This window comes from Agrobacterium sp. NPDC089420 (assembly GCF_044900305.1).
GTDB lineage: Bacteria > Pseudomonadota > Alphaproteobacteria > Rhizobiales > Rhizobiaceae > Agrobacterium.
Map to the genome: position 1 here is coordinate 179,735 of NZ_JBJDMY010000006.1, position 12,997 is coordinate 192,731.

A 12,997-nucleotide genomic window follows, 5' to 3' on the forward strand; every position below is an offset into this window, starting at 1 on the left:
TTGTCAGGACCGGGGTCGTCCAGCACGTCTTGAAGAAGCAGTCCTTGCGAGCACTCTATTTGCGAAATAAGTGTCGAGGCAGGAAGATGTCACGGATGACCGGTTTCCGAATGCGCCAATGGTAACTGGAAGTGGCGTCCGTGTGTTGCGCGACAATTCCGTCTAGCTGGAAGGGGGTATCTTGCGTTTCAACGTCTCTCTCACAGAAACGGCGCTGTCCATATTCTTCGCCGTCCTGTCCTTGGCATTGTCGTGCTGGCTGGCGCGCTACCCTTCGAAAACGGGCATGGGAGTGACGCTTGGCGTGCTTCTCGGCGTTTTCCTGATCAATGTTACGGCAGGTCTCGTCGCCTTTCTGGGATCTGTCCTCCCATTCGGGCAGATCGATTTTTGGCTGGCAAGCTCTTTGGCTGAAATCCTGCGATAGGATCCGTGGCTGGGGACTGTCTTTACGAAACGGGCAAGGAAAAAGGGCGGACAATCTCTTGTCCGCCCCTTTCGTATTCCGTTCGCCAAGGCGTCAGGACGCTATGGCTTTTGGCCGGGACTGGCTTTCTTCTTCCGTCAGCAGGCCGCTGGTGCGCAGCAGCGAGGTAAAGCGTCCACCGCGCTGGCTCAGCTCATCGAAAGTACCCTTTTCGATGACCCGGCCCTGATCGAGAAACAGCACGAGATCGGCATCGCGGACCGTGGAAAGACGGTGGGCGATGATGAAGGTCGTCCGGTTCTTTCTCAGTGCATCCACCGCAGCCTTCACGCGGGCTTCCGTTTCCACGTCCAGCGCACTGGTCGCCTCGTCGAGAACCAGAATGGGGGCGTTCTTCAGGATGGCACGGGCAATGGCGATGCGCTGGCGTTCGCCGCCGGAGAGGCGGTTACCGCGTTCGCCCACCTGCGTCAGATAACCGTTGATGCGGCTGTCGATGAAATCCGTAGCTGCGGCTGCGGCTGCGGCCTCCACCACTTCCGCATCCGTCGCGGTTTCCCGGCCGAGGCGGATGTTTTCGCGGATGGAGCGGTTCAGCAGACCGGCATCCTGAAACACCGTGGCGATGGAGTTGCGGAGCGAGTTTTTCGTCACCGTCGAAATGTCGGTTCCATCGATCAGGATCTGGCCGGAATCGGGATCATAGACCCGCTGCAGGAGATTGATGAGCGTGGTCTTGCCGGCGCCTGTCGGTCCGACGATCGCAACCGTTTCACCGGCCTTGGCCGTGAAGGAGACGTCGTGAACGCCCTGCTTGGTATTGGCGAAACCGAAATTGATGTTACGGAACTCTACCGTGCCGGACACATTCGACAATTCGCGCGCATCGCCCGGCTCTTCGCGTTCCTTGACGGAATCTTCCAGCACGAAGAAATCCTCAAGCTTGGCGCGGGCTTCGAAAATCTGCGTCACGAATTGCCGCATCTGGTCCAGACGGCCGATCAGGAGATTGGCGAAGCCGATGAAGGCGATGACATCGCCGACGCGCAGTTCGCCGTTCTTCACCAGCACGGTGCCGATGACGAGGATGATCATCATCGAAACTGTGGAGGCCGTGCGGTTCAGCGCACTGGCGAAGGCCCACCAGTCGAGCACCGGATATTGCGCGCTCAGCAGTTTTTCGGTGAAGGATTTCAGCGCCTTGGTCTCGGCCTCGATGCGGTTGTAGCTGTGCAGCACCGAGACGTTGCTGATGGAATCGCTGACATGGGCAAAAACGCTGTGATAATGCTCTTCGACGGAGGCCTGGCCGTCCTTGGTGCGGCTCATGACCCATTTGCCGATGAACCAGTAGACGATGCCGAGACCGATCAGAACGAAGCTCAGGCGCAGGTCCATGGACATGGCGGTCGGCACAAGCAGCACCAGCGCGACGAAGGTGGCCAGATGCGTGCGCATGAATTCCAGCCAGAGGCCGAACAGCGTTTCGCTGGCGCGCAGCAGGGTGTGCAGGGCGTTGGATGTGCCGCGCTGGTGGTGCCAGGAAAGCGGCATGGAGATGATGCGCCCAAAGGCTTCCGTCAGAAGCGAAGCGCGCCGGCCATGGGCCAGGCGGTCGGCTTCGCGCGCAACGGCGACATAAGCGACGGTGTTGAAGACACCGAACCCCGCCCACAGAATGAGGATGGGCGTGACATTGGTGCCGGAAGAGATGGCGTCGATGATCCGGCCGAACAGAACTGGTTCGGCGATGGTGATCGCTGCAAGAATGACGTTGGCAATGACGACCACCGTCACACGCCATTTATGAACGGTCAGATAGCGCAGAGCGCGTGTGTAAACCTGAAACAAGGTCAAATTTTCAATCCAGTCCGTGCGTCTTTTTCGAGCGGTTGATTGTTCGGCCTCACGGCAATGCTACTTTAGCAAGGTTGCATGAGACGGCGAATTTTGTGTAATTATCGCTCTTTCTGTCTGAATGGCGGCTTAACAAATCAAGCCTGCGTGCGAACCGAAAAAACCAAACCCGATGTTCCCCGGATAGGTCGTCACAAGATTTCGCATCTTCGTTTCAGGGATTGCTAACGACGATATGTTCAATCTGAACCGACCGGCGCCCGAGTAACATGACGTCATCGCGGGACCATGTCCTCCGTGTCATCCCTTTCAAGCCAAGCTCCGGGCCATGTGTCTTTATGCATGATATTCTTCACTTCATCTCAACGTGTTACCAGGCGGGAAACGCCGACCGTGTCCGTTCCGAATTCGCGGCGCTCATCCGCGAATACGGTTTCGAATATTTCCTCGTCAGCAGGCGAATGACCGGGGAGCTTGCCTCCACCGGCCAGATTCTCGCGCAACATCTGCCGGAAGGCTGGATCGAGGTCTACAGGGCCAAGAAATACAATCTCGTCGATCCTGTCCGTAAGGTGATCGGCATGGTGCACAAGCCGTTTCAATGGAAAGAAGCGCTTGAGGGCCTGCCGCGTGCGATGCATCGCAAAAGGGCGAGCGTCTTTTTTCACGACGCCGGCCGTTACGGCCTGCAAGGTGGTTACGCCTTTCCCGTGCACGGTCGCGCCGGCTTTATCGGGGCGGTGTTCATTGGTGGTCAGGACCGGCAATTGCCGTCGCTGCAGGTCGAGTTGCTGGATGCGGCAACACGCGCCGTGTTCTGGCGCCTGCTCGATCTTTCCGGCCAGGCCCATCATCTCAGTAATGTGCCGGACGTTTCGGCGCTCGAACTGACGAGGCGTGAAATGGAGGTGCTGGCGCTGATGGCGGATGGCATGACCTCCACCGAAATCGGTCGCCAGCTATCCATCTCCAACCACACGGTCGATTGGTATATCAATGGAATCCAGCGCCGTTTCAGCGCCAGGAACCGGCAGCATACCGTCGCGCTGGCTTTTCGCAACGGCTTGCTGAGCTAGCGGCGACAGGACGGTTCTCTCCCGAATTGCCCTTTCCAAGACCGGTTTTTGCTGCTTAATTCCGCAGTGCAGCAGAAATTTTGTTTTGGCGTGTGGGGAGACCGTCTTGAAAATATCGAAAATACTTGTTGCCAACCGATCCGAAATAGCGATCCGCGTTTTCCGGGCAGCGAACGAGCTTGGGATTAAAACCGTTGCGATTTGGGCGGAAGAAGACAAGCTGTCTTTGCACCGCTTCAAGGCGGATGAATCCTATCAGGTCGGCAGAGGACCGCATCTGGCCAAGGATATGGGGCCGATCGAAAGTTACCTTTCGATCGAGGAGGTTATCCGCGTGGCCAAGCTCTCCGGAGCGGACGCGATCCATCCCGGTTACGGTCTTCTGTCCGAAAGCCCGGAATTTGTGGAGGCCTGCAACAAGGCCGGCATCACCTTCATCGGGCCGACGGCGGATACGATGCGCCAGCTCGGCAACAAGGTCGCCGCCCGCAATCTGGCGATTTCGGTCGACGTCCCTGTCGTTCCCGCCACCGATCCGCTGCCGGACGATATGGCGGAAGTGGAGCGCATGGCCGAGGAAATCGGCTATCCGGTGATGCTGAAGGCCTCCTGGGGCGGTGGCGGCCGCGGCATGCGCGCCATTCGCAAAAAGGAAGACCTGGCCCGCGAGGTGACGGAAGCCAAGCGTGAGGCGAAAGCCGCCTTCGGCAAGGACGAAGTCTATCTGGAAAAGCTGGTCGAGCGTGCCCGCCACGTCGAAAGCCAGATTCTCGGCGACACGCATGGCAATGTCGTGCATCTGTTCGAGCGCGATTGTTCGATCCAGCGCCGCAACCAGAAGGTGGTCGAGCGCGCGCCGGCGCCCTATCTGAGTGAAGCGCAGCGCCAGGAACTGGCCGCCTATTCTCTGAAGATCGCGGCCGCGACCCACTATATCGGCGCCGGCACGGTCGAGTATCTGATGGATGCCGATAGCGGCAAATTCTACTTCATCGAGGTCAATCCGCGCATTCAGGTGGAGCACACCGTCACCGAAGTCGTGACCGGCATCGATATCGTCAAGGCGCAGATCCATATTCTCGAAGGCGCCGCCATCGGCACGGCGGAATCCGGCGTGCCGCGCCAGGAGGATATCCGCCTCAACGGCCACGCGCTGCAGTGCCGTATCACCACGGAAGACCCGGAACACAACTTCATCCCGGACTATGGCCGTATCACCGCCTATCGCTCCGCTTCGGGCTTCGGCATTCGCCTGGACGGCGGCACCTCCTATACCGGCGCCGTCATAACCCGCTATTACGATCCGCTGCTCGTCAAGGTCACGGCCTGGGCGCCGCGCCCGGATGAGGCGATCAACCGCATGGACCGTGCACTGCGCGAATTCCGTATCCGCGGCGTTGCGACCAATCTCACTTTCCTCGAAGCCATCATCGGCCACGACAGCTTCCGCAACAATACCTACACGACCCGCTTCATCGATTCGACGCCGGAACTGTTTGCGCAGGTCAAGCGTCAGGACCGCGCCACCAAGCTCCTGACCTATCTGGCCGACGTGACCGTCAACGGTCACCCGGAAACCAAGGGTCGTGCGAAGCCTTCCGAGAAGGCGGCAAAGCCCGTCGTGCCCTATATCGATGCACCGACGCCGGACGGCACCAAACAGCTGCTGGACAGGCTCGGTCCGAAGGGCTTTGCGGACTGGATGCGCAACGAAAAACGCGTGCTGGTCACCGATACGACCATGCGTGACGGGCACCAGTCGCTGCTGGCCACCCGTGTCCGCACGCATGATATCGCCCGGGTCGCGAGTGTTTACGCCAAGGCGCTGCCGCAGCTTCTGTCGCTGGAATGCTGGGGCGGTGCGACGTTTGATGTTTCCATGCGCTTCCTGACCGAAGACCCATGGGAGCGTCTGGCGCTCATCCGTGAAGGCGCGCCGAACCTGCTGCTGCAGATGCTTCTGCGCGGCGCGAACGGCGTCGGTTACAAGAATTATCCCGACAATGTCGTGAAATATTTCGTCCGCCAGGCCGCAAGGGGTGGGATCGACCTGTTCCGTGTCTTCGACTGCCTGAACTGGGTGGAGAATATGCGGGTCTCGATGGATGCGATCGCCGAGGAGAACAAGCTCTGCGAGGCGACCATCTGCTACACCGGCGATCTGCTCAATTCGGCGCGTCCGAAATACGATCTCAAATATTATACCAACCTTGCCGCCGAGCTTGAAAAGGCAGGTGCGCATATCATCGCCGTCAAGGATATGGCGGGTCTGTTGAAGCCGGCTGCCGCGAAGGTTCTGTTCAAGGCGCTGCGCGAGGCGACCGGCCTGCCGATCCATTTCCACACCCATGATACGTCCGGCATTTCCGCTGCGACCGTTCTTGCCGCCGTGGATGCTGGCGTCGATGCCGTCGATGCCGCCATGGATGCCTTTTCGGGCAATACGTCGCAGCCGTGCCTCGGCTCCATCGTCGAGGCGCTGGCGGGATCGGAACGTGATACGGGTCTCGATACCGAATGGATCCGCCGCATTTCCTTCTATTGGGAAGCGGTGCGCAATCAATATGCGGCGTTCGAAAGCGATCTCAAGGGGCCGGCCTCGGAAGTCTACCTGCATGAAATGCCGGGCGGCCAGTTCACCAATCTCAAGGAACAGGCGCGTTCGCTGGGTCTTGAAAGCCGCTGGCACGAGGTGGCGCAGGCCTATGCCGATGCCAACAGGATGTTCGGCGATATCGTCAAGGTGACGCCGTCTTCCAAGGTCGTTGGCGATATGGCGCTGATGATGGTCAGCCAGGATCTGACGGTGGCGGATGTTGAAAATCCCGACCGTGAAGTGTCTTTCCCGGATTCAGTGGTGTCGATGCTGAAGGGCGATCTCGGACAGTCGCCGGGCGGCTGGCCGGAAGCCCTGCAGAAAAAGGCGCTGAAGGGTGAAGCGCCCTACACGGTTCGTCCGGGTTCGCTGCTGGCGGATGCGGATCTCGATGTCGAGAGAAAGACGATCGAGACCAAGCTGGAGCGCAAGATCGATGATTTCGAGTTTGCGTCCTATCTGATGTACCCGAAGGTCTTCACCGATTTCGCGCTTACCGCCGAGACATATGGACCGGTTTCGGTGCTGCCAACTCCTGCCTATTTCTACGGCATGGAGGATGGCGAGGAGCTGTTTGCCGATATTGAGCGTGGCAAGACGCTGGTGATCGTCAATCAGGCTTCGTCCGGTATAGATGACAAGGGCATGGTGACGGTGTTCTTCGAGATCAACGGCCAGCCGCGTCGCATCAAGGTGCCGGACCGTGCCCACGGCGCTTCCGGCGTTGCCGTGCGCCGCAAGGCCGAGCCGGGCAATGCGTCCCATATCGGTGCGCCGATGCCGGGCGTGATCAGCCGCGTCTTCGTCAATCAGGGCCAGGAGGTCAAGGCTGGCGACGTGCTGCTGTCCATCGAAGCGATGAAGATGGAAACGGCGCTTCACGCCGAACGCGACGGCAAGATCGCCGAAGTTCTGGTGCGCCCCGGCGACCAGATCGATGCGAAGGATCTGTTGATTTCCTACGCCGAATAAGCCGTATCGCATCGGTGATAAGGTTGCAGACGCCCGCCTTCTGGCGGGCGTTTTTTATTGCGCTTCGGCAGAAACTCGAATATGCATGTTCGTGCACGTTTGTTCCTGTTTATGCATGAGTTTCGATGAGCGATCATTTCGTCAGTGAGCGGCAGGCGCTCATCCTCGCACAGCTGCGGCAAAGCGGCCGGGTTCTGGCGCAGGACCTCGCCCAGAATTTCGGCGTTTCCGAAGACACCGTGCGCCGCGACCTGCGCGAGATGGCGGCGCGTGGGGAATGTTTGCGGGTCTATGGCGGAGCGCTGCTTTCCGATAGCAAGACCGTGCCGTTGAAGACGCGGATTGCCGAGGATGCCGATCGCAAGGCGGTTCTGGCGCGTGCGGCTGTTCCCCTTCTTGAGCCGGACATGGTTGTCTTCATCGATGCCGGCTCCACCAATCTCGCCATCGCAAGGGCGATCCCGGTCGGCCTCAATATAACGGTGGTGACGAATACGCCCGCCATTGCCGCCGAACTGACGGGGCGGGGCGATATCGATCTGGTGCTGATCGGCGGCAAGGTTGATCCTGCCGTCGGGGCGGCGATCGACGCCACGGCGCTGCGGCAGCTCGAGCTGATGCGGCCTGATCTCTGTATCCTCGGGGTCTGTGGTGTTGCGACAGAGACAGGTCTGTCGGCGGATGTTTTCGAGGATGCGGTGTTCAAGCGGCTCGCCTGCAGCGCCAGCCACCGGATTGTCGCCGCAATCACCACGGAAAAGCTTGGCCATAAGGCAGCCTTTCACGTCCATGATTTTTCCCCGCCGCTTTCCCTCGTACTTGAACAGGATGCCGATCGCGCATTGGTCGAGGCGCTGTCGGTAAAGGGTGTAGACGTCCATTGCGGCGATGATGACGCCGCCCGATTTTCCCACGGTCAAGCCTGAAGGATATTGCTGATGAATGGCCCCACGTCATTTTCCCCGACGGCTGCGCGCTCGTCCTATTTCACCCGGCACAGGCTGGGCGTCTCCCTGCTGTTTTTGATGAACGGCTTCATGATGGGGTCCTGGGCGCCCAAGATTCCCGAATTTGCGGCGCGCCTGTCCCTCAGTGAAAGCGCGCTTGGCCTTATCATTCTGGTTTTCGGTATCGGCTCACTGGTTTTCATGCCCATTGCCGGTTCCCAGATTGCCCGTTTCGGTTCGCGCACCGTCAGCCTCGTGACCGCGGCGATCTTTTTGCCGACATTGCTCTTCATCTCCTGGGCCGGCACGATCTGGGCAGGGGTGATTGCGGTCTTCCTGTTCGGCGGTCTGACGGGGGCGATGGACGTCGCCATGAACGCCAATGCGGTGGCGGTGGAGCGGGACATGCGCCGGGCGATCATGTCGTCCTGTCATGCGTTCTGGAGCCTCGGTGGTCTGATCGGCGCCGGTCTCGGCGGTTATCTCATTACCGCCATCGGCGTGCAGGGCCATGCCGTGGCACTGACTGTCATTGCGCTGGTGCTGTTGGTCATTGCCTGGCCAAGGGTTCTTGCAGATCGTCCGCATCCGGAAGCGGAACGCCCGAAGGGCGGTCTGCCGTTGACGCCGTTGCCCTGGATCATCGGCCTGATGGCGCTGTTCTCGATGATCCCGGAAGGCGCGATCCTGGATTGGGGCGCCCTTTATCTGCGCAATGAACTCGGCGCTTCGGTGTCGCAGTCGGGTTTCGCCTTCGCGGCCTTCTCCATGACCATGGCGGCCATGCGTTTTGCCGGCGATCTGGTGCGTGACCGGTTCGGCGCCGTCAGAACCCTGCGTTTCTGCACGGCGATGTCGATCACGGGCCTCTTGATTGCGGGCCTTGCGGGAAATTCCATCGTTGCGATCGTCGGTTTCGCCATCGCCGGTATCGGTATCTCCAACATGGTGCCCATCGCCTTTTCGGCGGCGGGCAACATGCCGGGACTGGCGCCCGGCATCGGTCTCTCCGTTGTCACGACCATGGGTTATTCCGGTATTCTGGTGGCGCCGTCCGCCATCGGCTTCATTGCCGAACATACCGGGCTTGCCAGTGTCTTCATCGCCCTGCCGTTGTTGCATGTGGTGGTTTTGTTGCTCTCGCGGCTCGCCCGGCATGCCGATGGCGCGGGCAAGGAATAGGCGTCTCGAATTTTGCCATGATTGCGGTAAAGTAGAAGCTCTCATGCGTTGGGTGTTGACAAGCAGGCCCCCTTGTTTCACCTCAATTGCCAGACTTTGCCGCAAGCTCCAGAGACCGCCATGACGTCACATGCCGATTATGACCCCAAGCCCCGCCGCGCATCCGTCGCCGTTGACGTGGGCGGCGTCATTGTCGGTGGCGGCGCGCCCGTTGTCGTGCAGTCGATGACCAATACCGATACGGCGGACATCGACGCCACCGTGCAGCAGGTTGCGGCGCTGTTCCGGGCCGGTTCGGAAATCGTGCGCATCACCGTGGACCGGGACGAGAGTGCGGCCGCCGTTCCGAAAATCCGCGAGCGGTTGCTGCGTCTTGGGCTTGATGTGCCGCTTGTGGGCGATTTCCATTATATCGGCCACAAGCTTCTGGCCGATCATCCGGCCTGCGCCGAAGCGCTCGCGAAATACCGCATCAATCCCGGCAACGTCGGCTTCAAAGATAAAAAGGACAAGCAGTTCGGCGAGATCGTCGAAATGGCGATCCGTTACGACAAGCCGGTCCGCATCGGCGTCAACTGGGGGTCGCTCGATCAGGAATTGCTGACGACGCTGATGGACAGGAACAAGGAAGAGGGGTTTCCGCTTTCCGCCCGTCAGGTCACGCGTGAGGCCATCGTCCAGTCGGCGCTGATTTCCGCCGAGCTTGCCGAGGAGATCGGCCTGCCGCGCAACCGCATCATCCTGTCCGCCAAGGTCAGCCAGGTGCAGGATCTGATTGCCGTCTATTCGATGCTGTCGGAGCGGTCCGATCACGCCCTGCATCTCGGCCTCACCGAGGCGGGCATGGGTTCCAAGGGCATCGTCGCCTCGTCCGCCGCCATGGGATACGTGCTGCAGCACGGCATTGGCGATACGATCCGCGTCTCGCTGACGCCGGAGCCGAACGGCGACCGCACCCGCGAGGTGCAGGTGGCGCAGGAATTGCTGCAGGTCATGGGGTTCCGGCAATTCATTCCGGTGGTTGCGGCATGTCCCGGCTGCGGACGCACCACGTCCACCGTGTTTCAGGAACTGGCGCAGAACATCCAGAACGATATTCGCAAGAACATGCCGGTCTGGCGTGAGAAATATCCCGGCGTCGAGGCGTTGAATGTTGCTGTCATGGGCTGCATCGTCAACGGTCCCGGCGAAAGCAAACATGCCGATATCGGTATTTCGCTGCCCGGAACCGGCGAAAGCCCCGCCGCTCCCGTCTTCATCGACGGGGAAAAGGCGCTTACCCTGCGTGGTCCCAACATTGCTGGCGACTTCGAAGCGCTTGTGGCCGATTACATCGAAAAGCGTTTTGGCCGGAAAGATGCGGCGGAGTAAAGCGTACCGTGAAAAGGCCGGAATTTTACTGTCATACCTCCTGAAACTCTCGGAGCATCAAAACACATGATCAAAAAAATCGCGATCGTTGCCCTTTGCGGGACCTATCTTTCCGCCTGCACCACCACCGATCCCTATACGGGTGAGCAGAAGATGTCGAATACGGCCGGCGGTGCCGGTATCGGCGCCGTGGTCGGCGCACTCGGTGGTCTGGCTGTTGGCGGTTCGCCGGTCGGTCGCCGCAACGCCGCGCTTATCGGCGCCGGCATCGGTGCGCTTGCCGGTGGCGCCATCGGCAATTACATGGATGGTCAGGAAGCCGAGCTTCGCGCCCAGCTTCAGGGAACCGGCGTTTCGGTTTCGCGCCGCGGCGACAACATCGTTCTCAACATGCCCTCGAACATCACTTTCGCGACGGATCAGGATCAGGTGATCCCGCCCTTCTATCAGACGCTCGATTCCGTTGCGATCGTGCTGAACAAGTTCAATCGCACGCTGATCGACATCAACGGTCACACCGATTCCACCGGCAGCCTGGCCCACAATCAGGGGCTTTCGGAGCGTCGCGCGGCATCGGTCGCCAATTATCTCGGCGCGCGCGGCGTCGACCAGCGCCGTATCTCGACGCTCGGCTTCGGTCCCTCGCAGCCGATCGCCTCTAACGCAACGCCGGATGGCCGTGCCCAGAACCGCCGTGTCGAAGTGCTGATTTCGCCCCTCAAGGGCTGATCGGGTGTAGGGTTGAGCCGGGAAGCCGGTTCAGCTTTTGCGTTCGGCGATGAAGCGTGCGGCCGCGATGAGAATCGCGGCCTTTTCGCCATAGGGAGCCAGAAGTTCCGCTGCTTCCGCCACCTGTTCCTGTAATTTGCGGCGCGCCCATTCTTCGCCGCGCAGCGCCACCAGCGTTCCCTTGCCGCGTGCGGCATCCTTGCCGGTCGCCTTGCCCATGGTGGCGGCATCGGCGGTCAGATCCAGGAGATCATCGGCAAGCTGGAAGGCGAGGCCGATCTTTTCGCCGAAGAGACGCAGCCGCTGCCTTTCCGCATTGTCGCTGCCGGCAATGATCGCGCCCGCCTCGCAGGCGAAACGCAGCAATGCGCCGGTTTTCATAGCCTGCAATGTAATGATGCCGGCTTCGTCCGGCGTCCTCTTTTCCGCAGCAAGATCGAGTGCCTGTCCGCCGGCCATGCCGCCAATGCCGGCTGCGCGGGCGAGCGAGAGCACGAGTGCCGCCTTGCGTTCGGCCGCAAGCGGATTTTCATCCGCGGCAATAATATCGAAAGCGAGCGTCAGCAGGCTATCGCCGGCGAGAATGGCAGTCGCCTCATCGAATTTGCGATGCACCGTCGGTTGGCCGCGGCGCAGGTCGTCATCATCCATGGCCGGCAGATCGTCATGAACCAGCGAATAACAATGGAGGCATTCCAGTGCGGCGCCGACATACTGGGCGGCTTTGGCGTCCCCGCCCGCAAGTTCGGCACTTTCAATGACGAGGAAGGGCCGCAGGCGTTTGCCGCCGTTCAGCACCCCATGGCGCATGGCGTCGAGCAGGTTTTGCGGGCGGGTGATCTCGTCCGCAAGCGCTTCGCCCGAAAGCAGGCGGCCAAGCAGGTCTTCGGTTTTGGCTGCGTTTTCGCGCAGCCGCGTTTCGAAATTCGTCATCTGAGCGTCCATGCCGCGCTCTTTGGCACGCCGCGCGAATGCAGGCAAACCTTTTCGTGATTCCGGAACGGCAACAGTGTGACCGGACTCGCCTTGTAGGCGGCAATGGACTATGAAAGGCTTCAATTGGCGTGGGGCGCGGGGACGGATAGTGAGCGGTACGCCTGAAAGCGACGCAGATTACGCCGTGCTGGCGGAAGACCGGAGCAGTCCGAAGGTGGATTTTCGCACGTTGGCAAAGCGCATCATCATGACCTTGCTGGCTTTGCTGATCCTGCCCTATCTGTTGATTCCCGTTTATGCGCTGCCGTTTTTCCGCCCTGTCTCGACGCTGATGCTGGCCGATCTGGTAACCCTGCAGGGTTACGACCGACGCTGGGTGCCGCTTGAGGATATTTCGCCACGTCTCATACAATCCGTGATGATGTCCGAGGACGGGCAGTTCTGCTTCCATGGCGGGGTGGACTGGAACCAGATGCAATCCGTGGTCAGCAATGCGCTCGACGGGGCCGCGACGCGTGGCGCCAGCACTATTCCGATGCAGACGGCAAAGAACCTGTTTTTATGGAACGGCCGCTCTTTCGTGCGCAAGGGGCTGGAACTGCCGCTGGCGATTGCTGCCGATTTCGTCTGGTCCAAAAAGCGGATGATGGAAATCTATCTCAACGTTGCCGAATGGGGACCCGGCATTTACGGCATCGAGGCTGCGGCGCAGCATCATTTCAAGGTGCCGGCGGCGAAACTCAGTTCCCGTCAGGCGGCGCTGCTTGCCGTCTCCTTGCCCAATCCCATCGACCGTGTCGCCAGCAAGCCGGGGCGCGGCCTGCAACGGCTGGCAGGCCTTATCGAGCGGCGCGCGCGGGCCTCGGGTGCTTATGTCGGCTGCGTGCTGGACTGATCCCCGCCT

The 12,997-nt window shown here is 60.4% G+C and carries 10 protein-coding genes; 8 read left to right on the plus strand and 2 right to left on the minus strand.

Translation table 11 applies throughout. The features are described 5' to 3' along the window. Window positions 1-181 precede the first annotated feature (181 nt). Window positions 182-427, plus strand: a complete 246-nt coding sequence (locus ACI2KA_RS11755) for a hypothetical protein (protein WP_404502157.1) — start codon at window positions 182-184, stop codon at window positions 425-427. 93 nt (window positions 428-520) lie between these two features. Here the strand turns inward: ACI2KA_RS11755 and ACI2KA_RS11760 are convergent, their stop codons facing one another. After that, complete coding sequence (locus ACI2KA_RS11760; protein WP_404502159.1) at window positions 521-2,284, minus strand: glucan ABC transporter ATP-binding protein/ permease; 1,764 nt, start codon at window positions 2,282-2,284, stop codon at window positions 521-523. A gap of 338 nt (window positions 2,285-2,622) precedes the next feature. On the opposite strand from ACI2KA_RS11760, the gene ACI2KA_RS11765 reads away from it, so the two are divergent. The 6 genes from ACI2KA_RS11765 (at window position 2,623) to ACI2KA_RS11790 (ending at window position 11,157) form a co-directional block, all read left to right on the plus strand. Further along, complete coding sequence (locus ACI2KA_RS11765; protein ID WP_404502161.1) at window positions 2,623-3,360, plus strand: autoinducer binding domain-containing protein; 738 nt, start codon at window positions 2,623-2,625, stop codon at window positions 3,358-3,360. Window positions 3,361-3,466: 106 nt separating this feature from the next. Further along, a complete protein-coding gene (gene pyc / locus ACI2KA_RS11770; protein ID WP_404502163.1) occupies window positions 3,467-6,928 on the plus strand; it encodes a pyruvate carboxylase in 3,462 nt (1,153 codons plus the stop codon). Window positions 6,929-7,053: 125 nt separating this feature from the next. Continuing rightward, on the plus strand, window positions 7,054-7,854 hold the full coding sequence (locus tag ACI2KA_RS11775; protein WP_404502165.1) for a DeoR/GlpR family DNA-binding transcription regulator: 801 nt from the start codon (window positions 7,054-7,056) through the stop codon (window positions 7,852-7,854). Between the two features lie 12 nt (window positions 7,855-7,866). Continuing rightward, a complete protein-coding gene (locus ACI2KA_RS11780) occupies window positions 7,867-9,057 on the plus strand; it encodes an MFS transporter (protein WP_404502167.1) in 1,191 nt (396 codons plus the stop codon). 120 nt (window positions 9,058-9,177) lie between these two features. Then, window positions 9,178-10,428 carry a flavodoxin-dependent (E)-4-hydroxy-3-methylbut-2-enyl-diphosphate synthase gene (ispG, locus tag ACI2KA_RS11785; protein ID WP_404502169.1) on the plus strand — a complete coding sequence of 417 codons (1,251 nt, stop codon included), beginning with the start codon at window positions 9,178-9,180 and terminating at the stop codon, window positions 10,426-10,428. A gap of 66 nt (window positions 10,429-10,494) precedes the next feature. Further along, a complete protein-coding gene (locus ACI2KA_RS11790; RefSeq protein ID WP_404502171.1) occupies window positions 10,495-11,157 on the plus strand; it encodes an OmpA family protein in 663 nt (220 codons plus the stop codon). Window positions 11,158-11,187: 30 nt separating this feature from the next. On the opposite strand, the gene ACI2KA_RS11795 is transcribed toward ACI2KA_RS11790, so the two are convergent. Further along, the gene (locus ACI2KA_RS11795) at window positions 11,188-12,102 is read right to left on the minus strand and encodes a polyprenyl synthetase family protein (protein WP_404502173.1); all 915 of its coding nucleotides are present in this window, start codon (window positions 12,100-12,102) and stop codon (window positions 11,188-11,190) included. Window positions 12,103-12,340: 238 nt separating this feature from the next. Here ACI2KA_RS11795 and mtgA point away from each other — a divergent pair, with 238 nt between their 5' ends. Continuing rightward, a complete protein-coding gene (mtgA, locus tag ACI2KA_RS11800) occupies window positions 12,341-12,988 on the plus strand; it encodes a monofunctional biosynthetic peptidoglycan transglycosylase (protein WP_404502489.1) in 648 nt (215 codons plus the stop codon). Window positions 12,989-12,997 lie beyond the last annotated feature (9 nt).